This is a genomic window from Nocardia sp. NPDC059180 (assembly GCF_042754945.1).
GTDB lineage: Bacteria > Actinomycetota > Actinomycetes > Mycobacteriales > Mycobacteriaceae > Nocardia.
In genome coordinates, this window is the sequence record NZ_JBHZBU010000003.1 from 107,083 (window position 1) to 128,274 (window position 21,192).

The 21,192-nt window shown below is 65.4% G+C and carries 22 protein-coding genes; 13 read left to right on the top strand and 9 right to left on the bottom strand.

The annotated features are described in order from the left end of the window. Positions 1–593: 593 nt before the first annotated feature. Positions 594–3,851, bottom strand: coding sequence for a hypothetical protein (locus ACFXNW_RS10990; protein WP_379417488.1), 3,258 nt, complete (start codon positions 3,849–3,851; stop codon positions 594–596). Positions 3,852–3,988: 137 nt separating this feature from the next. Between ACFXNW_RS10990 and ACFXNW_RS10995 the strand changes: the two genes are divergently transcribed. Together ACFXNW_RS10995 and ACFXNW_RS11000 are read left to right on the top strand one after the other, a co-directional pair. Further along, the gene (locus ACFXNW_RS10995; RefSeq protein WP_379417489.1) at positions 3,989–4,186 is read left to right on the top strand and encodes a hypothetical protein; all 198 of its coding nucleotides are present in this window, start codon (positions 3,989–3,991) and stop codon (positions 4,184–4,186) included. A 169-nt stretch (positions 4,187–4,355) separates the two neighbouring features. Beyond that, a complete protein-coding gene (locus ACFXNW_RS11000) occupies positions 4,356–5,600 on the top strand; it encodes a cytochrome P450 (RefSeq protein WP_379417490.1) in 1,245 nt (414 codons plus the stop codon). Positions 5,601–5,672: 72 nt separating this feature from the next. Here ACFXNW_RS11000 and ACFXNW_RS11005 read toward each other — a convergent pair whose 3' ends face one another. After that, positions 5,673–6,083: a hypothetical protein gene (locus tag ACFXNW_RS11005; RefSeq protein WP_379417491.1), complete on the bottom strand. Its 411-nt coding sequence runs from the start codon at positions 6,081–6,083 to the stop codon at positions 5,673–5,675. Between the two features lie 380 nt (positions 6,084–6,463). After that, a complete protein-coding gene (locus ACFXNW_RS11010; RefSeq protein ID WP_379417492.1) occupies positions 6,464–7,657 on the bottom strand; it encodes an NAD(P)/FAD-dependent oxidoreductase in 1,194 nt (397 codons plus the stop codon). A 141-nt stretch (positions 7,658–7,798) separates the two neighbouring features. Here ACFXNW_RS11010 and ACFXNW_RS11015 point away from each other — a divergent pair, with 141 nt between their 5' ends. The 7 genes from ACFXNW_RS11015 (at position 7,799) to ACFXNW_RS11045 (ending at position 13,977) form a co-directional block, all read left to right on the top strand. Beyond that, positions 7,799–8,014: a heavy-metal-associated domain-containing protein gene (locus ACFXNW_RS11015; protein WP_379417493.1), complete on the top strand. Its 216-nt coding sequence runs from the start codon at positions 7,799–7,801 to the stop codon at positions 8,012–8,014. An 87-nt stretch (positions 8,015–8,101) separates the two neighbouring features. Continuing rightward, a complete protein-coding gene (locus tag ACFXNW_RS11020; RefSeq protein ID WP_379417494.1) occupies positions 8,102–9,472 on the top strand; it encodes an MFS transporter in 1,371 nt (456 codons plus the stop codon). A gap of 443 nt (positions 9,473–9,915) precedes the next feature. Further along, the gene (locus ACFXNW_RS11025) at positions 9,916–10,755 is read left to right on the top strand and encodes an SH3-like domain-containing protein (RefSeq protein WP_379417495.1); all 840 of its coding nucleotides are present in this window, start codon (positions 9,916–9,918) and stop codon (positions 10,753–10,755) included. Between the two features lie 52 nt (positions 10,756–10,807). Next, positions 10,808–11,509: a thiocyanate hydrolase subunit gamma gene (scnC, locus tag ACFXNW_RS11030; RefSeq protein WP_379417496.1), complete on the top strand. Its 702-nt coding sequence runs from the start codon at positions 10,808–10,810 to the stop codon at positions 11,507–11,509. A 14-nt stretch (positions 11,510–11,523) separates the two neighbouring features. Further along, a complete protein-coding gene (locus ACFXNW_RS11035; protein ID WP_379417497.1) occupies positions 11,524–11,892 on the top strand; it encodes a thiocyanate hydrolase in 369 nt (122 codons plus the stop codon). A gap of 376 nt (positions 11,893–12,268) precedes the next feature. Next, positions 12,269–13,246, top strand: a complete 978-nt coding sequence (locus ACFXNW_RS11040) for a fatty acid desaturase family protein (protein ID WP_379417498.1) — start codon at positions 12,269–12,271, stop codon at positions 13,244–13,246. A 383-nt stretch (positions 13,247–13,629) separates the two neighbouring features. Continuing rightward, positions 13,630–13,977 carry a type II toxin-antitoxin system HicB family antitoxin gene (locus ACFXNW_RS11045; protein ID WP_379417499.1) on the top strand — a complete coding sequence of 116 codons (348 nt, stop codon included), beginning with the start codon at positions 13,630–13,632 and terminating at the stop codon, positions 13,975–13,977. A 211-nt stretch (positions 13,978–14,188) separates the two neighbouring features. Here ACFXNW_RS11045 and ACFXNW_RS11050 read toward each other — a convergent pair whose 3' ends face one another. Next, on the bottom strand, positions 14,189–14,734 hold the full coding sequence (locus ACFXNW_RS11050) for a hypothetical protein (RefSeq protein WP_379417500.1): 546 nt from the start codon (positions 14,732–14,734) through the stop codon (positions 14,189–14,191). 72 nt (positions 14,735–14,806) lie between these two features. Here ACFXNW_RS11050 and ACFXNW_RS11055 point away from each other — a divergent pair, with 72 nt between their 5' ends. Further along, positions 14,807–15,658 carry a hypothetical protein gene (locus tag ACFXNW_RS11055; RefSeq protein WP_379417501.1) on the top strand — a complete coding sequence of 284 codons (852 nt, stop codon included), beginning with the start codon at positions 14,807–14,809 and terminating at the stop codon, positions 15,656–15,658. 156 nt (positions 15,659–15,814) lie between these two features. On the opposite strand, the gene ACFXNW_RS11060 is transcribed toward ACFXNW_RS11055, so the two are convergent. Next, positions 15,815–16,456, bottom strand: a complete 642-nt coding sequence (locus ACFXNW_RS11060; protein WP_379417502.1) for a TetR/AcrR family transcriptional regulator — start codon at positions 16,454–16,456, stop codon at positions 15,815–15,817. Positions 16,457–16,533: 77 nt separating this feature from the next. Here ACFXNW_RS11060 and ACFXNW_RS11065 point away from each other — a divergent pair, with 77 nt between their 5' ends. Both ACFXNW_RS11065 and ACFXNW_RS11070 read left to right on the top strand, forming a co-directional pair. Beyond that, complete coding sequence (locus ACFXNW_RS11065) at positions 16,534–16,914, top strand: DUF1761 family protein (protein WP_379417503.1); 381 nt, start codon at positions 16,534–16,536, stop codon at positions 16,912–16,914. 22 nt (positions 16,915–16,936) lie between these two features. Beyond that, positions 16,937–17,224, top strand: coding sequence for a DUF1905 domain-containing protein (locus tag ACFXNW_RS11070; RefSeq protein ID WP_379417504.1), 288 nt, complete (start codon positions 16,937–16,939; stop codon positions 17,222–17,224). Positions 17,225–18,083: 859 nt separating this feature from the next. Here ACFXNW_RS11070 and ACFXNW_RS11075 read toward each other — a convergent pair. Together ACFXNW_RS11075 and ACFXNW_RS11080 are read right to left on the bottom strand one after the other, a co-directional pair. After that, positions 18,084–18,443: a hypothetical protein gene (locus ACFXNW_RS11075; RefSeq protein ID WP_379417505.1), complete on the bottom strand. Its 360-nt coding sequence runs from the start codon at positions 18,441–18,443 to the stop codon at positions 18,084–18,086. 129 nt (positions 18,444–18,572) lie between these two features. After that, a complete protein-coding gene (locus ACFXNW_RS11080) occupies positions 18,573–19,412 on the bottom strand; it encodes an alpha/beta fold hydrolase (RefSeq protein ID WP_379418095.1) in 840 nt (279 codons plus the stop codon). A gap of 188 nt (positions 19,413–19,600) precedes the next feature. Here ACFXNW_RS11080 and ACFXNW_RS11085 point away from each other — a divergent pair, with 188 nt between their 5' ends. Next, positions 19,601–20,206, top strand: a complete 606-nt coding sequence (locus ACFXNW_RS11085; RefSeq protein WP_379417506.1) for a dihydrofolate reductase family protein — start codon at positions 19,601–19,603, stop codon at positions 20,204–20,206. A 32-nt stretch (positions 20,207–20,238) separates the two neighbouring features. On the opposite strand, the gene ACFXNW_RS11090 is transcribed toward ACFXNW_RS11085, so the two are convergent. Next, the gene (locus tag ACFXNW_RS11090; protein ID WP_379417507.1) at positions 20,239–20,373 is read right to left on the bottom strand and encodes a hypothetical protein; all 135 of its coding nucleotides are present in this window, start codon (positions 20,371–20,373) and stop codon (positions 20,239–20,241) included. 38 nt (positions 20,374–20,411) lie between these two features. Further along, positions 20,412–21,011, bottom strand: a complete 600-nt coding sequence (locus tag ACFXNW_RS11095; protein ID WP_379417508.1) for a TetR/AcrR family transcriptional regulator — start codon at positions 21,009–21,011, stop codon at positions 20,412–20,414. Between the last annotated feature and the right edge of the window lie 181 nt (positions 21,012–21,192).

A 21,192-nucleotide genomic window follows, 5' to 3' on the forward strand; every position in this document is an offset into this window, starting at 1 on the left:
GTTTTCGTTCCCATTTCCAACCAATAACTTCTTAATCGGCATGATCTATTTGTTTCCCAGCCCCTGTTTTTCTTTTTCGTCTTTTTGGGGGGGGGCCCCCCCCCCACCCCCCGCCCGGAGGGCTTCGCCCCCGGACCCCCTCCCGGGTGCGGCGGCGACCCATTGCCGCGCAGACCTATCGCCGCCAGTCATAGTGGATCCGCGGGTGATCGCGGAACGCTTACTCCGCGTTCCGGATCGGCACCGTCCGGGCGCCGAGCGTGCACGCGTATGGATCGCATCCAGAGCCTGATCGTGCAGCCTGAAACCAGCAGCCAAGCCGCTCAGCGCCAGGTGAAAGATCGTTCTGCCGCTGCGGGCAGGTGAGTCCTTGTCGGAGGCGAACCAAATCTGAAAATTCCTCGGCGAGGTGATCATGGTTGTCCCGAACCCGGCGGCGGGCTCGAGGTCCATGGTGTCGACGAGCTGAAAGGGGTTCTCGGCATCAATGGGAGATCTGCCAGACCGATGAAGTCGCTTGCGTAGATGACGAATCTGCGACGCACCGATCCCGAGGCTGGTTCATCAGGTCGGGTGTTGGTGCGCGGCCCCCGCTACTCGAGGTCGTGCCACGACCAGGGCGCGGCAGGGCTGTGGTCGGGTTCCTGGCCGAAGCCGATCCCTTTTCGCTGAGTGCTCTGCGTGTGTGTGAGGTAGCGGAGCAGGCCCGCTGCCGATGCCCGCTGGAAAAGGGTCTCTTCCTGCTCGTGCGCACCGGCTTTCCGCAACGCGTTCTGCAACGGGGCCAGTCGAAATGGGTTGTCGAAAGCAGCGTGTGCCGCGGGGGCGCGTTCCAGCAGCACCCGCATATGGTCGTGCGCACCGACCTCCCGCATCCAGTCCAGTACCCAGGCCACCCCAGCCGGGTTGTCGAGGCCGATGTGCGCGGCGGCCCGCTCCAGCAGCTCTTGCATCTGTTCGTGCGCACCCGCCTGTGCCGGCCCGTCGAGCGGTCGGGCCAGCCCAGCCGGGTTGTCGAGGCCGATGTGCGCGGCGGCCCGCTCCAGCAGCTCTTGCATCTGTTCGTGCGCACCCGCCTGCGCCAGCCCGTCCAGTAGTCGGGCCAGCCCAGCCGGGTTGTCGAGGCTGATGTGCGCGGCGGCTCGTTTCGCCAACACCTGGACATGCTTCTGCGCTCCGGCCCTTCGTAACCCGTCCAGCAGCCAGTTCACCTCGTCCGGGCTATCGAGGGTGACGTGGGCGGCGGCCCGTCCCAGCAGCTCTTGCCTCTGCTCGTGCGATCTGACCTGCCGCAATTCTTTTCGAAGTCGGCGCACCCAGCGCGGGTTGTCGAGGGCGACGTGTGCAGCAGCCCGTTCCGCCAGTACTTGCACCTGCTCGTACGCTCCGGCCCTTCGCAACCCGTCCAACATCCTGGCCACCCCGGCCCGATAGTCGAGGGCGACTCGGGTGGCGGGGTTGCGTCCCAGGAGTGTCCGCACCTGATCGTGCGCGCCGGCTTGACGCAACCCGTCCAACAGCTGGGTCATGCTGTGCGGTTCATCGACGGCGACTTGGCCGGCGGGGTCGCGTTCCAGGAGTGTCCGCACCTGATCGTGCGCACCGGCTTGACGCAACCCCTCCAGCAGCCGGGCCACCCCGGACGAATCGTCGAGGGCGACGTGGGTGGCGGGGTCGCGTTCCAGCAGGATCCTCACCTTCTCGTGCGCTCCGGCCTCCGCCAACCATTCGAGTACCCTTCCCACTTCGCCCGGGCTGTCGAGGGCGACATGCGCGGCTGCGCGCTCCAGCAGCACTTCTACCTGTTCCTGTGCACCGGCCCTCCGCAACACGCGCAGCAGCAGGTCCACCCCGTCCGGATAGTCGAAGGCGCCGTGCGCGGCGGGATTGCGCCCCAGCAGCACCCGCACCTGCTCATGCGCTTCGGTCTCCCGCAGCCAGTCCAGCAGCCAGACCACCCCGACCATGTCATCGAGAGCGACGTGTGCGGCGGGATCGCGTTCCAGCAGCCCCTGCACTTGATCGTGCGCGCCGGCCTCCTGCAACCCGCGCAGCAGGCAGACCACCCCGCGCGGGTCGTCGAGGGCGACGTGTGCGGCGGGACAGCGTTCCAGCAGCACCGTCACCTGCTCGTGTGCACCGGCCCTCCGCAACCCGTGCAGCAGTAGGACCACTTTGTCCGGAACATCAAGGGCGACGTGTGTAGCGGGGTCACGTTCCAGCAGCGTCCGCACCTGCTCATGTGCACCGGCTTCCCGCATCTCGTCCAGCAGCCAGACCACGCCGTCCGGGTCGTCGACGGCAAGGTGGGTGGCGGCCCAGGCCCAAGCCCGGGCGGCGGGGTGGGGGTCGTCGAGAAACAGGTAGTCCAGCATGGTGAGGAGTTCTTGTAGGGCGCCGCGATGACCCTGGCCAGCGGCATTTTTCCACAGTTGAGCGGCGTCTCGATACAGCCCGCGACTCTGTGCAGCCCCACCGAGGACGTGCTGGGCCTCGGGGTCGGCATGTGCGGCGGCGGCTTCCCAGAAACCTATTGGTGGGATTACGGCGGCGCGGCGCCGACGGCCGTGCTGGTCCAGGTAGTCGGCCAGCTGATACACCGGCTCTCCCGAAGGGCTACCAGTTCGGCGACCGGGCATCCGGCCGGCGCGTGTGGGCACCGGGCGCTCACGGATCGGGGTGATCGGCCCGCGTGCTCCTTTGCACGGATGACCGGTCTCGGCCAAAGCCGTTTCGAACCAGTTCTCATCCAGACAGTCCCACACGGTGTCGCTGAGGTAGGCCGACGCGGCGTCGCGCAGCAGCGTGAACGGCAAGACGTTGGGATGGCCCATCCGAAGCGCGTCCATCGCCGCCTCGATCACCGCTCGCGCCGTTACGCCGGCCTGGTGTTCGTAGCGGTCGACAAGTTCCGGACCACCAGCCAGATACTGGGTGATCTCCCCGTCTTCGGCCCGCTCATAGGCCACCGCCAGGCGCGGATCCTGTTCGGCAGCGCCGCGCATCGCGGCCAGATCGGCGCCGGCGAACCGTCCCGGCACCTCGATAACCGTCGCCTGAAACAGCCTGCGGGTCGCCGAACTCGGATCGGCGCACAGAGCGCGATAGTGCTCGCTCCACAAGCTGCCGAGGATCAACACCGGCGCACGCCGGGCATCGTTGAGTACCGCACCCAACTCGCCGGCCAGACCATCACGCCCCTCGGGAGCCTCAGCCAGGAAGTAACGCTGGGTTTCGTTGAGCCACACCACTGTGCCCGGGCCGATCCGCGACAACCCGTCGGCCAGTTCGTTGTGCCGAGCCCGTGGCGGATGCCACAACCGCCACCCACCCCGGGCGCGCAGCGGGGCCAGCGCCTCCCACAACGCCCGCGTCTTCCCTGACGAGGATTCGCCGAGCAGCACCGCGAGCCCACTACGACCGCTGAGTGCTCGGTCCACGACCGCAGCCAACCGTTCATCGTGAGCGCGCGGCACATACGCCGGCAGCGCCGGCAACCCGGTATCGGGGCCGACGGTGATCAGCTCGTGCACTTCCAGAGAGAACGGATCGATCACCTCCTGAAGCGGCACACCCGGCCGGTTCCGACTGTCGGTGCGAGCCCGTTCGTGTGCGTCCTTCCACGACCGCACCCGCCCTGCTTCGGTGATTCCCCACACCCCGAGTACCGGCGCCAGGTTTTTCCAGTGCGGGAAAGCCTTCCCATGTACCCAGTCGTGGATCGTGTTGGGGGCAGCTACACCCGCGGCCTCGGCCGTTTGCTGATAGCTGAGACCGGCCGCGGTGAAGAACCCGCGTAGCGCCGCCTGCAGATCCTCGCGGGAATGGACATCGTGCGGGTCGATCACCACCGTCCCCCTCCACTGGATCGGGCGCGTGTTCGGTTTCGTTCGGAATCCTAGGCCCGCCCGCTGTGACGACCAGGCGCGGGAACAGGCTTGGCTACACCGGATGCACCGAATTCAGTGTGCGGGCAACGCTGATCAGCATGATCATCACCGAGTTGCTCACCATCGTCACCGTCACCGCGCTTGTCTTGCACAACGCCGCCCGAATTCCTGCCGCCCTCACCGAATTCCTCAACGCATGCCTGCCCCTGGCCCGCGCCGCCCGCGATCTGACTACCATCCTCAACAGCGGCAACGACTCCCATCCCGCCGACCATGATCAGGACCCCTCCAGATAAACCGATGGCACCACTCGTCTCAATGCACCCGGCGGGCGTTAGGTGCGCCACTACGTGATTGGGGCTGCGCCTCGGCGCTTTCCGGTGCGTGACTCGCCGGGACCCGGATAGTGTGACATCGCCCCCTGGGGCAGATGGTCCGCCTGCGACACCTCAGGATCGGTGGGAATTGAGTATCGACAGCAATCCGCTCTCGGCCCCGACACCATGGGGTTTCGACGGTCCGCGTACTTCCCTGTACACCGAGGAATACGCGGCGGATCCACATCGGGCGCACCGCGAGATGCTCCACCGTTTCGGCTCGCTGGCTCCGGTGGAGCTGGCGCCCGGAGTTCCCGCGACCTTGGTCATCGGCTATCACGCCGCTGTGCGGATCCTCAACGATCCGGATCGCTTCACCTCCGACCCACGGGCCTGGGAGCAGAGCATTCCCGCCGGCTGCCCGATCCGCCCGATGATGGAGTGGTATCCCAATCCCCTCCACAGTGGGGGCAGAGACCATATTCGCTATCGGTCCGCCACCGCGGGAGCACTCGGCGAGGTCGATCTACACCGCCTGCATGTCACGATCGAACAGATCGCGACGCCGCTGATCAATACCTTCTGTGCGGACGGTCATTGCGATGTGGTCGGCCAGTACGCGCTGCCGGTCGCCTTCGCCACCCTGAACGCGATCCTCGGCTGCCCAGCCGATATCGGTCGGCGCGCGGCGACCGGTATGGCGGCCATATTCGACACCGTCGGAGCCGCGAACGGCAACCAGCTGCTCCTCGGGGCGCTGGCCGAACTCATCCGGACCAAACGTGCCAAACCTGCCGACGATGTCACCAGCCGACTGGTCGAACATCCGACGTGCCTCGATGACGAAGAGCTGGTGTGTCATCTTGCGCTGCTGTATGCGGCCGGTATCGAGCCGACACAGAATCTGATCGTCAACACCCTGTTGCTGGTGCTGACCGATGATCGGTTCGCGGGAAATGTGCTCGACGGGAGTCTGTCGACCCGGGATGCCCTCGACGAGGTGCTGTTCAACAATCCGCCGTTGGCGAACTACTGCATCAGATATCCGCGCCAGCCGATTCTGGTCGACGATGTCTGGTTGCCCGCGCATCAGCCGGTACTGATCAGCATGGCCGCCTGCAATAACGATCCGGCCGTTCGGACCGGAACTATCACTGATAATCGGTCACACCTGGCGTTCGGTACGGGCCCGCATGCCTGTCCGGCGCGATCGATGTCGATGCTGATCGTTCAGGATGCCATCGACCAGCTGCTCGACGCGCTTCCAGAAATGGCATTGTCGATGCCCCGGGAAGAACTGCGATGGCGACCGGGCCCGTTCCATCGGTCGCTGGTCTCACTGCCGGTCACCTTTCCGAAGAGCGCGCCGATCCAGGGCGCCGGTATTCATTAGTCCGGTCAGTGGTTTTGCGTTGCCTCATGCGGGCGGTTGGTTCAGTTCGTGTTATGCCGTCCGCTGTCGTCGTCAGTCGTCGTCGTTCAGCTCTTCCTGGATACGCTCCCAGTCGCTTTTCCCGGAAACGAACCACACGATGGGATGTGCACCAGGGCCGCAGTCCCGGGTGATGTGTGTCCGGCTCTGTGGAGCCATGCGCTCTTCCCAACCGATCCAGGCCGCGTTGGTGCACCAGGCGCTGATCCGCACCGTACCCGGCGTGTAGTCGCGATTTTCGCAGTCCACCTCCAGTCGGCTGCCGACCGGTCCGTAGTTGCAGGGCACGAGAGGGGAGGCGTTCGCGATACCGGCGCCGGCAACGATCGGGGTGATCGAGAACGCGGCGCAGAGCGCACCGAGCATTGCGACACGACGAAAACCCGGCGACCCGAGCTGCGGTGTGGATACGGCCGAACGGGAACGGGAGTTGAAGGTACTCACCTGGAATAGGCTAGACGCTTCCCGAGGCTGGAGAATTTTTCGTGAAAGCGTAATTTCCGGCGCTCATTGCCAAGATGAACGCCACAGCGCCTCGGCTGGGTACGGTGAATACCCCATTTCACCGACTCGCGGTAAATCGGCGCTGCTCCAGTATGCGTCTGAAATTGCCGATGGAATGCGGGTATTGCGCGGTGTCGGGATCGAATCCGAGGCCGAATTGGGGTTCGGAGTGCTGCATGTGCCGACCAGGGCGAGTCCCTTTGGCTCCACTGCACTCGATCGAAGGTTCATGCTCATGGAGGACATGAACCTTTTCTCGTTGCGTCGTGTGTCGTGGGGACGACGACTCCACACCCCGCCCGGATGGCGTCACCCCTTCGTCAGGGCGTCGCGCCACCTTCGGCCGTCACGTCCGCTCGGGTGGCGTGGGCGGCGATGCTCCGCTTGAGGCGAAGCAGGTCCTTCGGCGCGTTCACCGCCACCGCACCCACCAGGACGCCGCGTGCGAGGAACGCGACGGCGAGGCGGTCGGGTTCGTCGATCAGGATCAGTTCCTCGTCGCCGAGCGCAGGCAGGCCCGCGGTCTGCACACGGGCACCGTGCACGCTGGTGCCGAAGGACGGGATCGCGGTGTAGGGCGCGGCTGCCTCGGGGCCTGCGAGCAGGTTGCGTGCCGCGAGCGCGCCTTGCTCGTTCGCGTTCGCCCAGTGCTCGATGCGGATCAGTGCGCCGTCGTAGTGCCGGTGTGGCCACCGGACGAGGTCGCCGGCGGCGACGATGGCCGATTCCCCCTGGGCGAAAAGGGATTCGGTGGTGACGACGCCGTCGTCGAGTTTCAGCCCGCTTGCGCGCAGCCAGTCGGTGTTCGGAACAATGCCGGTGCCCGCCACGACCAGGTCGGTGGAGATCTGCCTGCCGTCGTCCAATCGGACTGCGGTGACCCGGGATTCGCCGTCGAACCCGGCGGCGCGCACGCCCGCCACGAGTTCCACGCCGTGACGCTCATGGTGGCGTGCGAGCCACCGCGCGGCATGGGCGCCCATAGTCTCCCGCATCGGATATGGTCCGGCGTCCACCAGTGTCACCGGCAGCCCCTGTCTACGGGCGGTGGAGGCCACTTCGCTGCCGATGAATCCACCGCCTATCACGGTGAGGTGGCGGGGCCCTGCGGTCAGTTCGGCGCGTAGTGCCAACGCGTCGTCGACGGTGCGCAGGCTGTGCACGCCCGGCGGCTGATGCTCGAATCGGCGGGCGCGTGCTCCGGTTGCGATCACGAGTCCGTCGTAGGGGACGGACGAGCCGTCGTCGAGGACGACAACCCGGTCGTCCACCCGCAGGTCCACGGCCCGTCGGCCACGCAACCAGCGACTGTCGAGTTCCTCCGCTCCGGGCAGGGCGATGTCGTCCTCTCCGTCGAGCACTCCTTTGGACAGCGGCGGGCGGTTGTACGGCAGGTGGGGCTCCGCGCCGACCACCGTGACTTCACCCGCGAACCCGTCGGCGCGCAGGGTCTGTGCCGCGCGGAGTCCGGCCAGCGAGGCGCCGACGATGACGATTCGATTCAGCTTGCTCATGGCGGGAACAATACCCACCTGGGGTATACAATCAGGTGTGATCCCTGTCATGTGTACCTATACGGGGTGGGGGTATATGTTCGTTCAGGGCGACCGGATACCCGGACCGCCGAACCCGCTGCAACACATGGAGGAAACGACATGAGCAACAACGCCGTCATCAGCACCTACACCGTCTCCGGGATGTCCTGTGGCAGCTGCGTCGGCAAGGTCCGGGCCGAGGTCGGCAAGCTCGCGGGCATCGAGAGCGTCGATATCGAACTCGCCACGGGCCGCATGACCGTCGCCGGCACCACCGCCGAAGCATTGATCCAGGACACAGTCGAGAACCTCGGCTACGAAATCGTCCGCGGCTGATCCGCGGCACCCCGTCGGCCGGCCCCGGCCGAGCCGACGGGGCAGCCGCGGCACAGCCCGCCGCGGCTCTACGGAGGACCCTTTCCGATGATCGCCTCACTGTTCGCCAATCGCGACTACCTGCGCCTGTTCACCGCCCAGGTGTCGGCGCTGTTCGGGACCGGACTGACCACGGTCGCCCTCGGCCTACTCGCCTACGAGCTGGCCGGAGCCGACGCGGCTGCCGTCCTCGGCACCGCGCTCACCATCAAAATGCTGGTATACGTCACCGTCGCACCGATCGTGGGCGCCTACGCCGACCGCCTCCCGCGGCGACTGTTCCTCGTCGGGCTGAATGTGATTCGCGGCGCGGTGGTGCTGGCGCTGCCGTTCATCGATCAGGTGTGGCAGATCTACGTGCTCATCGCGGTGCTGCAAACCGCGTCCGCCGCGTACACGCCGACCTATCAGGCGGTGATTCCGGACATCCTGCCCGACGAGCGTGAATACACTCGTGCGCTGTCGGCCGCGCAGCTGGCGGCGACAATGGAAACGCTGCTGAGCCCGATGCTGGCCGCTGCGGCACTGACCGTCATGAGCTTCAACTGGCTGTTCATCGGTACCGCGATCGGATTCGTGGTCTCGGCTCTGCTGGTGATCATGACTCGGATTCCGAACGCACGCTCGACCGGCGACCGCGCGTTCGTCGAGCGCATCGCGGTGGGTATGCGTATCTTCGCGGCCACGCCCCGGCTACGTGGACTGCTCGGCTTGAATCTGGTGGTCGCCGCGGCAGGTTCGGTCATCATGGTCAACACCGTCAACTACGTTCGCGACACGCTCGGCGGCACTCAGTCCGGTGTAGCGATGCTGCTGGCCGCCAACGGATTCGGGACCATGCTCGCGGCACTGTCGCTGCCACGTGTGCTCGACCGCATCGGCGCCCGGCCGATCATGCTGACCGGTGCCGCCGTCCTGTTGACCGGTCTCCTCGCGGCCGTCGCGCTGTCGACCGCAACCTCCGGCGACTGGCGCTGGACCGCCGCGATCGTTGTCTGGGCCACGGTCGGCGCGGGTACCGGGGCGATCCTCACCCCGACCGGGCAGGTGCTGCGGCGCTCGTCGCTGCCGGGCGACCGCCCCGCACTGTTCGCCGCTCAGTTCTCGCTGTCGCACCTGGCCTGGCTGGTCACCTACCCGATTGCCGGATGGCTGACCACCGCGGCCGGGTTCACCACCACCTGGGTGGCGCTCGCCGTCCTGGCAGCAGCGGGAATCGCTGTGGCAGCGCGGATGTGGCCGGCCAACGACCCGTCGGAGCTGACACACCTGCACGAGGTCGGCACCGTCGACCCGGATCTGCTGGCCGACGCTGTCCGGGTGAGCGATCGCCTCTACCAGCACACCCACGCCTATGTCATCGATGCCAACCACCGGCGCTGGCCGACACCGGCATCACGACAGCCCGCCCTCGTCTGAGGACCCGATGCCGTGCGATTTCTGGATCCGGCCCGCCACGCGACGCTCGCGCGGCGGGCCGGCTACGTTGGGTTGCTCGGGTCGGAGCCCACCGGGTTCGAACACTGATCTGACTGACCGCCGCCAGCGGGTGCCGCGTGTTCGGACAGCGATGTGTCCACTACCTCGACTTCCAGCACGGTTGCCTGGTCCCGTGCCGCGCTGTGGCCGAAAAACTTGCCGAGAAAGCTATCCACCAGCGGCGATGAGGCATAAATTTGACCTTGTGACGTGTTGCTGCCGCGCTGATCGCGCGATTGGCGACGCTCGATAGCACGCTGCCTTTCGCCGGCCGCGTGGTGCGGCTACGGCATGCACGGACACAGTGCACAACGGTTCGGTTCGTCTCGATCGCCGCAACAGACCTCCACAAGTCACCTGGCCCCGCGAGTAAGGGAGCGCTCATGAGTACGGCTGCGGAGCGGGCAGCTCAGCTCGATCTGGTCGCCCGACTGAAGTCCTCCTATCCCGAACTTCCGGATGCGCCGACCCCTGATCTCATCGATCACGAGCGTTTCCGCGCATATATGAAGACCGTCCACGACGTCGGTGGCGAGCCGGATGCGCCGATGAAGTACGAGAACAAGCAGTATGAGATCTGGGAGCACAACACCTATGTGATCTGCGAGGTGCTCGCCTGGCGCGGAATCTGGCTCTCGGAAGAGCGGCGCCGGATGGGCAATGTCGACGTGGGTCGCGCCATTTATCTGGGGCTGCCGTATTACGGGCGCTGGCTGCTGGCTGTCGCGCGCGTCCTCGTCGAGAAACACCACATCGGTCTCGGTGAGTTGAGCGAACGGATGGTGGAGGTTCAGGCGCGATACGAAGATGGACTTGCGGGGAAGAGCTTGGAGGCCCATCCCAAGTTCGAAGGCGACGGCTCGCAGGTCGAACGCAACGAGCATCACATCCACGCAGTGGGTAAGGGCGATCCGCAGGTGTTCGCCGGCCGGGCGGGAGAACCAGGGTTCCACGTCGGCGATCCCGTGATGGTGCGCGACATGCCTGCCCTGTTGTACACCCGCACACCGGAATACGTGCGCGGCGCGAGAGGGGAGATCGCTTCGATCGCTTACGAAAGTCCCGCCGCCGAAGACGAGACATGGGACCGCCCCGATGCGCAGCCCGAGTGGTTCTACGTCGTTCGATTCAACCTCTCCGAATTGTGGGACGGATACACAGGAACGACGAACGACACTCTGCAAACCGAGCTCCCGGAGCGCTGGCTGAAATCCGCCGCCTAGGCCCTGAGTGTAGTCGTCTCCACTGATAGGCAAAGTGCCAGAAAGGGATTCCATGACCGGCGACGACCACGATCATGAGCGCACGATTGCGCCCATGGTGGACGAAATCACCGACTTCGAAGTTCTGGAGATAGCTCTTCGTGAACTCTGCATCGAGAAGGGCATCTTCACCGCCGAGGAGCACCGCCGCTTCACCGAATTCGCCGAGCAGATCGGCCCGACGCCCGCTGCGCACCTGGTTGCCCGGGCGTGGCTCGATCCTGACTTCAAAGCACTCGCCCTCGCCGAACCGATGACGGCGAGTAAGGAAGTCGGAGTCGACTGGCTGGAACCCACCGGCTTCGGAACACCGAGCGACTTCACCGCGTTCGAGATCCTGGCAGACACGCCCACAGTGCATCACGTGATCGTCTGCGCACTGTGCTCCTGCTATCCGCGACCGATACTCGGCAATTCGCCCGAGTGGTATCGCACCCCGAATTATCGACGGCGCCTGGTTCGATGGCCGCGACAGGTCCTCGCGGAGTTCGGGCTGTATCTGAGCGACGATGTGGCGATCCGGGTTCAGGATTCCAACCAGAAGCATCGTTTCATGGTGATGCCGCTGCGTCCGGAAGGAACTGATGGATGGGATGAAGACCAGCTCGCCGAGATCGTCACGCGAGATTGCTTGATCGGTGTCGCCCTACCGAAGGCGGGCATCACCAGCAACGTCATCACCGACACCCGTCCGGCCATCCACCCGGTCGACTGAAGGAGTTCCCGAAGGTGAGTACGGCAGACGATGCGTTCTCGACCGAAGCCGATATCGCTCCGCTGAAAAACATTGTGGCGCGCGATCAGGTGTGGCCGCGCATGGCGGCAAAGTATGGCGTCGACAATCCTGTCCCACCGTGGAAGACGAGCCTGGACGGAATATGCGATGCCCTCGATCGCGCTCACTGCGCCCAGCCCATCCCCGACTTCACAGAACGCCGTGATGAGGAGGATTCGCTGACGGCAACCGTCTACGCCAACCTGCCCTACCCCGAAAACCAGCTCGTCGCTTTGGCGCACTCCCTGGTAGTCCGCGGCATCATCGATGAGACAGAACTCCAGGTGCGGCTCGACGCTGTCCGCGCCAGACTGGAGGCCTGACGGGTTCTGATCCGACGCGAACGGTGGCGCACAGCCGCGCGCTTCGATTGTCGACGGACATCCGATATCACACCGCAGTGCAATCCCACGTCATACCAGGGGATTACATGGAACGAGGAATTGGCTTCTAGCGTCGGAGTATCGACATCGTCACCCCGCCCGATGCGCCGAGCCGTGCCCGCTGCGATCAGATCTCCGATCGGCATCGACCGGTCGGTATCGAACACGGGTGGAGGTGGGATCCCCGACTCAACTCTCAGGAAGCTCTATGACGACACCGGTCTTGGTCCCAGAGTCATCTCCACGGTCGTCGCGGCGCGGTGGCGCCGGCGGTGACTACGCCCCTCTCTTGCGTCGGATCTCCGAGGCGGGACTGATGGACCGGCGTCCTGTCTACTACGCCGTCCGTCTCAGCCTCGTCGGAATCGCGTTCGTGGCCGGCTGGGCGGCGTTCGTCCTCGTCGGTGATTCGTGGTGGACGCTCCTGGTTGCGGCGTTCATGGCCGTGGCTTTCGCCCAGGTCGCACTCGTCATGCACGATGTCGCGCATCGGCAAGTCTTCCGGCTGCGGCGGCCGACGGAGGTCGTCGGCCGAGTCGTCGGCAACGCCGGAATAGGCCTGGCCTACGGCTGGTGGCAGGACAAACACACCCGCCACCACGCCAATCCGAACCACGAGGAACTCGATCCCGACGTCGCGCCCGACGTCCTCGTCTGGTCACAACGGCAGGCACAGGCGAGTCGTGGACTGCCTCGTCTCATCGGGAGAGCACAGGCATATCTGTTCTTCCCGCTACTCATGCTGGAGGGCCTTAACCTCCATATGGCAGGCGTGCGAGCACTCAGAAACCGCTCGATCAAACACCGCACCCTCGAGGGCGCGCTGCTCTTCGGCCACTTCGCCGCCTACCTGACCGCCCTGTTCGTAGTTCTGCCCGCCGACAAAGCTCTCGCGTTCCTCGTTGTCCACCAGGCGCTGTTCGGCCTGTACATGGGCTGCATCTTCGCCCCGAACCACAAAGGCATGCCGACCCTGACCGGCGACGACCGCCCCGACTACCTGCGCCGACAAGTCCTGACCTCCCGCAACATCCGCGGTGGCGCCCTGACCGACCTCGCCCTCGGCGGCCTCAACTACCAGATCGAACACCACCTGTTCCCGAGCATGCCCACCCCGAACCTGCGCCACGCCCAAGTGATCGTGCGCGACTACTGCGCCGACATCGGCGTGGCTTACCACGAGACCGGGTTGATTGCGTCGTATCGCGAGGCGCTGAGGCATCTGCACCACGTTGGCGCGCCGCTGCGTCCGGGTGATCGAGGTTCTGACGATGCGGAACGACTCGTGGCGTGAGTGGACCGATAGGCGGCAGCGGACTGCCGGCTATCAGCAGGTATGTCGGGGATTTGATGAACGTGGAGCTGGCGACTCCTTGAAGAGTGATATCGCGGGCGATACTATAGGGACGTGTCCAAGGTGGAGAAGCTACTCGCCAAGATGGCGGAATCGCCGAAGAACGTCCGGTACGACGAGCTCCGCTCGGTCTGCGAGGAGTACTTCGGAATTCCCCGCCAACTAGGGGAGTAGCCACGCCGTCTTCAAGACGCCATGGCCAGGCGATCCCCGCGTCAACATCCAGGAAGGTGAGGGTGGGAAAGCCAAGCCATATCAGGTCAGGCAAGTTCTGGCCGCGATCGACAAGCTTTATCAGATGGAACCGGAGGAGGGTGCCTGACATGGCCGATCTCTACAACTTGCCAGACGCCGCACACTATGCGTATCGAGTTCTCTGGTCGCCAGAGGACGATGAGTTCGTGGCGCTGTGCACCGAATTTCCGTCACTGTCTTGGCTGGCTCCAACCCAGGAGGCGGCACTCGAAGGACTTCGAGTGCTGGTAGCCGACACGATCAAGGATATGGCCGTCAACGGCGAAGTCGTGCCTCAACCGCTCGCCGAAAGGCGCTACAGCGGAAAGTTCATGGTGCGCACGTCATCTGAACTGCATGCTCGGCTGGTGCGAGAAGCGGCCGAGCTGAAGGTGTCGCTGAACCAGCTTCTGAACCAGCGACTGGCATCAAGCTAGCCTTTTCATCGACGGGACTATGGCCATCCCGCTTCGGGGGTGGCCATAGGCGTGAAGGCGACCTTAACCATCCGAGCGGCATCGTCTGCGATGCATGCGGCTCGGCCCGGGGCTTTGGGCGACCGGGGCCATTGGTGATGACCGCCGAACGGTCCCGGGCAGAATTGGTGGGGTGCAGCATGCCCTCCTCGGGTTGGCCGAGAATACGGCGCTACCGTCCGACTTGGTCGATCGGCTCGTTGCGCATGCGGACGCGGATCTCGCTGAGGCGCTGTCGCGTCGATCGGATCTGAATCACGCGCAGGTGGTTGCACTCGCACGCTTCGACACGGCCGCCGTACGGCTGGTCTGCGCTGGGAACCTCACAACCGATGACGTCGATCCGTCGGCTCGGCCGCAGGTTGCTCTCGCCCTGCTCGAGCAGGGCTTGGGCCTGCCGGAGTGGGCGCGTGCGCTCGCCACCGACCCGCTCGACGAACTCCGGGAGCGGCTGGCGGCCTGCCCCGGCCTGCCGGTGGACGTACTGCGTACGCTCGCCTCGGATCCCTCTGTTCGAGTTGTCGCGGAACTCGCACAATGGGCGCCGGCGGACGTCGCCGGCACTCTTGCCGAGCACCCACATGCCGAGGTCCGCCGAGCGCTGACGGCCAACGAGGCAGCGCCGCCCGGTGCGCTCGGGGCGCTGCTCACCGGTGAAGGTTTTCCGCCGCCGCGATCCTGTCTGGTTTGCGATGGGGAGAAGATCCCTTTCGTCCACGATCCCGACTGTGCCCGACCGGACTGCACGCTCCGACCGGGGGCCTCCTGTGCAGGCGCCCACGAATCCACGATGCACGAGATCCATCAGATGGCCCTGCGGAATCCGGCTACCCCGGTCGAGGCCGTTATGGGCTATCTCGGCCACGCCTCGATGCTGTTACGTCTGGAACTCGCAACCCGCACCGACCTGCCCTCCCGCGCCTACTCGCAGCTCGCCGAGGATCCCGTGCCGTGGGTCCGAGCAACACTCGCGGAGAACCCTGCCATTGACCGAGCTGTGGTCCGCACTTTGGCCAATGACCCCGGACATGATGTCCAGCGCCGATTGGCACATAATCCGCATCTGCCGCTCGACGTCCTTGCGCACCTCGCCGAGGTCACCCGGATCGGCCCGACGGTGCTACCGCGCATCGCCACCGCTACCCCCGCCGAAGTCGGAGAGCTTGCCGCATCGCCGAACTCGACCGTGCGGATGCTTCTCGCTCAACGTCGGGATCTGCCCATCGAAATCTGCGACAAGTTTGCTCGCGACCCGGACGCCAAGGTCGTCGCGTCCATCGCATCGCACCCGGGCCTTTCCGACCAGCAGTTGCGCATGATGGTCGCACAGCATGGCGCGCGGGTGATCGCGACGGTGGCCGCCAATCCCGACGCCTCGTCAGAGCTGTTGGAGAGCCTGACTCGGTTCCGGCCGCCCGTGCAGAAGGTGTTTCGTGCGGTCGCCCGGCACCGCAACGCATCACCCACGGCGTTGCTCGCATGTCTGACCGATCGTCGGGCGAGGCGGTGGGCTGCCCGTCATCCCGCCTTACCCTCGTCGGTCGTCGCCGAACTTCTGCAGGACGACGACTGGCAAGTGGTCGAAGCCGCAGCGGCCAATCCGTCGTTGCCATTTGAATCCATGACCGAGCTGGTGCCCTGAGAGGGCGTGACGAGTGCTGGCCGCGGCGGGCGATCGCCGACAGAGCTAGGGGAAAGCGATCAGAAGCGTCACCAGAAGGATCGTGGCGACTGGCCATACCGGGTGGGTGTGGAGGAGGTCGACATCCGAAAGATGGCGCCTTGGAAGAGGTTTCCGTCAGTTCGTTTGTTGTTGAACCTGGAGGTATCCCGCTAGGAACAGGTCGATCGCTGCGTCGGCCGCGTCGGTGGCCGTGTCCGTGGCCGTGGCATCGAGCATTCGGGCGTTCAATGGTGCGCCGACGACCAGCCAGGTGAGCTGTTCCGCGGCGGCTTCGGGGTCGGGGACATGCAGCAGGCCGCGGGTGTCGAGCGTCCGCAGTGTCGTGGCGAGGTCGCCGATGTTCCTGATCCAGCTCTTGTGCAGGTAGGTCGACCCGGCATCGGGCAGGCGGGCGGCTTCCGCGGTGACCAGTCGGCGCATCTCCACGACGGTGGGGGAGAGGATGCCGGCCAGCAGGGTTCGCGCCCAGTCGAGTAGACCCTCGCGGACATCCTCGGCGGCCTCGAGTCTCGCGAGGGCCGGCCGCATGGCGTGACGGCCTGCGGTCGCCCAGTGCTCCACGACCGCGGCGAACAGTCCGGTCTTCGACGGGTGTTCGCGATAGAGCGAGGTTTTGGAAATCCCTGCGCGCGAAGCAACCTCGTCCATCGTCGACCCCGCGAACCCGCGCTCCAGAAACACCTCACGAGCGACGGCCAGCAGTTCCTCGCCGGACTTCCCGGGCGGTCGGCCGCGTCGTCCACCTGATGAGCTCATGCTTCCCTACTTTAGTACTTGACAGTACCGAATCAACTTCCTAGATTAAGTACTACACCGTACTGAAGGAGCTGGCCATGGTTGTCGTAGGTGTCGTAGTCGCGGCGATCGTCTCGTTCGTCATCAGCGCGGTCCTGTACGCGACGCCTCCGGTCGCCGAGCTGGTGTCGCGGACGAGTACCCCGCGCCCCGGGTTCGGCTTGCCGGTGCAGATGGCGTTCGTGCTGCTGCGTGGTCTACTCGCGGCCGCGGTGCTGGCGATTCTGCTCGTCGCGGGTGATTGGCATGGAGTCGGCGCCGGAGCGGCCCTAGGCGCGGTCGTGGCGATCCTTCCGGTGACCATCCTCGCCGGCGCCATCGTCCACGAAAACGTTCCGGTCCCCACCGCCCTGGTGCATATGACCGACTGGGTCCTCAAACTGGTCATCAGTGGAGTAGTGCTCGGACTGTTCATCTGACCCCATCCCGACAGGAGCCGCCATGGCTACCGCACCAGGACCGATCGACATCACCTTCACCGCCGTCCTCGGCAAAGTCAGGGAGGGCGACACGTGGACGTGCGTGCAACTTCCCGACTCGGCACAGATCTTCGGCACCCGGGGCCTGGTCAAGGTCAAAGGAACGGTGGACGGCGTCCCGTTCACGTCCTCCTTCATGGCCCTCGGGGACGGCACCCACAAGCTCCCCGTCGCCGCCGCGATCCGCCGTAGCATCGGCAAGACCGATGGTGATGAGGTCACTGTCCATCTGACCGAACGTTTGTCGTGAACAGCAGCTTCTGCTTGTCGCGGGTGCGCTGATCATTTGATGGTGCGTCGATCCAGCAACAGCCCAGGAGCGCTTGTTCGCCTGGGCGGAGGTGCCGATTGTGTGGCGACCGGGCCACACCGCACTACGTGAAACGCGAAAGATGTTGTGGCGGCCCAGGTATCGTGGATGCGTAAGATAACGGCATGTAGATCGAGGTGCCGCATGGCTGAATCGCCGCGCGATCCATATGTTGACATGTACCTGGATACTGCCCGGCAACTGATCTTGGCGTTGCCGGAGGGGGAGAAGTTCATGGTCGCCGATATGCAGATCAGAATGCGGGCCCGGGGTTGGAAGGATCTCCCCGAACCGCGGACCTGGGGATCACTCATTCTGGCTCTCAGGCGTGCAGGACTGGTACGGAAGTTGGGTGTCGAAGCTTCGCCTGCACGTTCGCACGGAGGAGTTGGCGCGACGTGGTGCCGCACAGGCGTTCACAAGTGAAATGTCACCACCGGGGGACAGCTTCCGTGATCACGTGCCGACTCGGCGGTCAGCGAGTCGGATCCGTATCGTTCACCCAGGTCAGCTCGGCGGGATCGGGTCACCGAGTACCCCGACGACGGTGTCGTAGGGGATCGAGGACGACGAGCGCCAGCGGAGCGTCACCGTCGAAGATCACCGCGCACGGATCGCCGCTGAGACCGCGCGCCACCTCACGGAAACCCGTGCGGGCCGGCCGCGGCAAGGGATACGAACACCTCGGCGATAGCGGCTATGCCGTGGACCGGCTGCAACGAGATAGCGACACCGGCACCGCTGCTATCGGCTTCCGCTCGGTGTACCGGCGCGCAGCAGGACTGCGCAGTTCTCGTCCTCAGACCGGCCCGTCGGGATGAGCGTGATCGTAAGCAAGGGAGAGCTTTATGGGGACGACCATGCGCCAGGCGTCGACGACGAATTCCCGGGCCTCGGTCGGGTCCAGGGCCGCGAGGTCGGACTCGATCCAGTTGAAGCGCATGTCCGATGCCGATGGCATCCGAAACTTGTGTGGCTCGGCCGCTATGAGAGCCGCTCGCTCCTCCCTGGGGAACGCGAAGCCCATCTCGGTCTCGTCCAGGGAGAACGCCACGTAGACGATCTGCTTGACGCGGAACTTCAGCCTTCCGCGTACGTAGACCCGATACGAGCGTTCCAACTCGGCCCCCAGTGGGCTGACGTCTTCGATCACCGCCACGGTCGGATCCCTTCGGGTCCACGTGCATGCATTTTCAGGCACTCATCCCCACTGCGGCGCAGGAGATTTCGCCGCACCGGCAGGTCGGTCATATCTGGACTCCTGTTTTCTTGCTCACCAGCCGGACGGTTACTGGGCGAGCATGGCGGCAGCGACCTGGTCGGCCGCGGCGTGGGGCAGGGCGGTACCCATGTCGTCGAGGACGAGCAGCCGCGCCCCGGAGATTTCGGCGGCGAGGACTTCACCGTTGCCGACCGGGAAGAACGGGTCAGCGCGACCGTGCACCACGAGCGTGGGCACGTCGAGCTCACCGAGCCGGTGCCGCCAGCGCGGGGCGCAGTCGAGCCGGGAGAACACCATCCCGAGCTGGTTCGCCTGGTGGACTGCGGGATCGCTCGACGGCGTCCTGTCCCAGATTCGGGCCGCAGTCGCCCGCGCCTCCGCCGCATCGTCGCCCAGAAGCTCGGCCCCGGCGGCGGCGAATGCCGCGACAGCCTGGCGGTCGGTCCAGTCCGGCTGTGGGTGGGAGAACAGCGCACCCATGACCGCGTGGTCGTGGTCGGGCAAGTCCTCGTCGACCGGGCCGGGCGCCACCGGCCGAGTCCCGACGAGGGTCAATGCGGAGAACACGTCCGGGTGGTCCAGCGCGGCGACCTGAGCGACCATCCCACCGACGCCGATTCCACCGAGATGTGCGGTCCCGGAACCGAGCACCTCGACCAGCGCGGCCGCGTCGGAGGCGAGATCCCGCAGGTTGTAGGCCGGATTCTCCGGGTCGAGCGTCGTCGACGCGCCGGAGTCACGCAGGTCGTAGCGGACCACGCGCCGCCCGCCCGAAGCGAGCCGCTCGCACAGCGCGTCGGGCCAGGACAACATCGTTGTGCCGCCGGCCAGCAGGACCAGCGGATCGTCGTCGCGGCCGAAGCTCTGGATGCCCAGATCCACACCGTTCGCCCGTACCGAGGTCATGCCCGATCCAACCGTTCTCGTCATACCTGGACTCCTGTCTGTCGGCGTATCCAACCGTGTTGACGACAGATCCACTCGAAAATCATCGGAGCAGCCGAGACCGTATCCACACTGGTCCCACGGCCCGGCCGATGAGTTTGTGGCTCGCGGCCGGTCAAAGCTCATGACACCGAGGAAAGGACACCGCTATGTCGGAGCTTCTCGTCGACTTCATCACCTCGCTCGACGGCTACGCATCGGGAGTGGGATGGCCCGGATTCTGGGGCCTCGAGGGCCCGGAGTACCTCGCGTGGCTCGGCGAGCAGCCCGAGGTCACCTACCTGATGGGATCGAACACCTACCGCCTGATGTCGGGCTTCGCCGCCGGCGAAGTCCCGGACGGCCAAGACGAGTTCAGGCCAGAAGAAGAGGCGACCGTCGATGAGCTCACGCAAGCGTCCAAGGTGGTGTTCTCGTCCTCGCTCGATGAGCCGCTGAAGTGGGCCAACTCCACGCTGGTCCGCGACGACGCCGTCGAGACGGTCCGCGCCATGAAATCGAGTGGCTCGGGGCTGCTCAGCACGATCGGCAGCCTCAGCCTGTCCCGGTCCCTGCTACGAGCCGGACTCGTCGACCGCTTCCGGGTCGTGATGTTCCCGGTGATCACCGGAGCGACAGGCGAAGAACGCATCTACGACGGTTATCCGGACGTCGCCCTCGACATGATCGAGCACCGCACCTTCGACGGGCGTATTCAGTTGGTCGAGTACAAGCCCCGGGTACTCGAACGCCCGCCGCTCGGTGGCCCTGCGTGAGGTCTCTCTGGTCTGCACGGAAATCCGGGTGATCATCTTCGCCGCTGACGACCAGTAGCGCCGGCAACGGTGAGTTCGGCGGCGCGGGCCACGAAGTCCAGTTTGTCTGCGACAAGTTCGGTTTCGGTCGTGCATTCGGACGGGTGACCGGTGATGCCCTCGGTCATGGGGACCACTGAGCGGATCCGCACGGTGACAGCGGTCGTTACCGTGGCTGTAGTCCGCGCAGAGCGAGGGTAGCCGCATCCTCTGCAAATGCCTCGTTGTGCGGGCCAGGCGAGATCAGGAGACGGTAGTACAGCTGGCCGTAGACGAGATCCACAGCGCGATACGGATCGACATCGGCAGCGACCTGCCCTTCGTCCTGCGCACGGCGGATCCAAGTCGCGACCCGGTCTCTCGCGGGGTCGATCAGGCGATTTCTCAGCTCGAGGGCGACATCCGGATCGTGTTGGGCCTCGCCGATGAGCCAGGACAGCACGGGCAGCGAGTCGCCAAGCGCGTGTATCCATGTGTCCTTGATCAATCCCTTTAGCGCGGCCGGGAAGTCGGTGCCCGGTGTCGCTTCAAGTCGTTCGAACTGCTGTCCCTCGAGCCGCTGCGCCAAGGCGTCCAGGACGACCGCACCCTTGGAGGGCCACCAGCGATAGATGGTTCGTTTGCCGACGCCCGCACGTTCCGCGATGCCCTCGATGCTGACTTTGGCCGGGCCGCTTTCGGCGGCCATGGCCAGCGCCGCATCGAGGATCTTGGCGGTCGATTCGGGATTGCGTAAGGCCGGGTTGGGGGGTCGGGAAGGACTCATGCCACCTCGCTTTCTCGTCGCTGCCTAGCCTATCCCACGGGGATACGAACCGGTTCGTGTTGCCGAGCCTTCGCTCCTGCTCTAGGCTGAGAGCCGATGCCGGGGGGTTAGCGGTAAGCACCCGCTAGGCGCACAAAAAAACACCGGGAAGAAATGTAGCCAATAGAAAACAAGTTTTAGA

What these genes read in the sequence shown, in the direction of transcription:
- scnC (WP_379417496.1), top strand. Translation starts at nt 10,808, where the DNA reads ATGACCGGCGACGACCACGATCATGAGCGCACGATTGCGCCCATGGTG.
- ACFXNW_RS11065 (WP_379417503.1), top strand. Translation starts at nt 16,534, where the DNA reads ATGGTTGTCGTAGGTGTCGTAGTCGCGGCGATCGTCTCGTTCGTCATC.
- ACFXNW_RS11070 (WP_379417504.1), top strand. Translation starts at nt 16,937, where the DNA reads ATGGCTACCGCACCAGGACCGATCGACATCACCTTCACCGCCGTCCTC.
- ACFXNW_RS11015 (WP_379417493.1), top strand. Translation starts at nt 7,799, where the DNA reads ATGAGCAACAACGCCGTCATCAGCACCTACACCGTCTCCGGGATGTCC.
- ACFXNW_RS11060 (WP_379417502.1), bottom strand. Translation starts at nt 16,456, where the DNA reads ATGAGCTCATCAGGTGGACGACGCGGCCGACCGCCCGGGAAGTCCGGC.
- ACFXNW_RS11040 (WP_379417498.1), top strand. Translation starts at nt 12,269, where the DNA reads ATGGACCGGCGTCCTGTCTACTACGCCGTCCGTCTCAGCCTCGTCGGA.
- ACFXNW_RS11085 (WP_379417506.1), top strand. Translation starts at nt 19,601, where the DNA reads ATGTCGGAGCTTCTCGTCGACTTCATCACCTCGCTCGACGGCTACGCA.
- ACFXNW_RS11090 (WP_379417507.1), bottom strand. Translation starts at nt 20,373, where the DNA reads ATGACCGAGGGCATCACCGGTCACCCGTCCGAATGCACGACCGAAACC.
- ACFXNW_RS11045 (WP_379417499.1), top strand. Translation starts at nt 13,630, where the DNA reads ATGGCCGATCTCTACAACTTGCCAGACGCCGCACACTATGCGTATCGA.
- ACFXNW_RS11095 (WP_379417508.1), bottom strand. Translation starts at nt 21,011, where the DNA reads ATGAGTCCTTCCCGACCCCCCAACCCGGCCTTACGCAATCCCGAATCG.
- ACFXNW_RS11055 (WP_379417501.1), top strand. Translation starts at nt 14,807, where the DNA reads ATGCACGAGATCCATCAGATGGCCCTGCGGAATCCGGCTACCCCGGTC.
- ACFXNW_RS11010 (WP_379417492.1), bottom strand. Translation starts at nt 7,657, where the DNA reads ATGAGCAAGCTGAATCGAATCGTCATCGTCGGCGCCTCGCTGGCCGGA.
- ACFXNW_RS10995 (WP_379417489.1), top strand. Translation starts at nt 3,989, where the DNA reads ATGATCATCACCGAGTTGCTCACCATCGTCACCGTCACCGCGCTTGTC.
- ACFXNW_RS11020 (WP_379417494.1), top strand. Translation starts at nt 8,102, where the DNA reads ATGATCGCCTCACTGTTCGCCAATCGCGACTACCTGCGCCTGTTCACC.
- ACFXNW_RS11080 (WP_379418095.1), bottom strand. Translation starts at nt 19,412, where the DNA reads ATGACCTCGGTACGGGCGAACGGTGTGGATCTGGGCATCCAGAGCTTC.
- ACFXNW_RS11025 (WP_379417495.1), top strand. Translation starts at nt 9,916, where the DNA reads ATGAGTACGGCTGCGGAGCGGGCAGCTCAGCTCGATCTGGTCGCCCGA.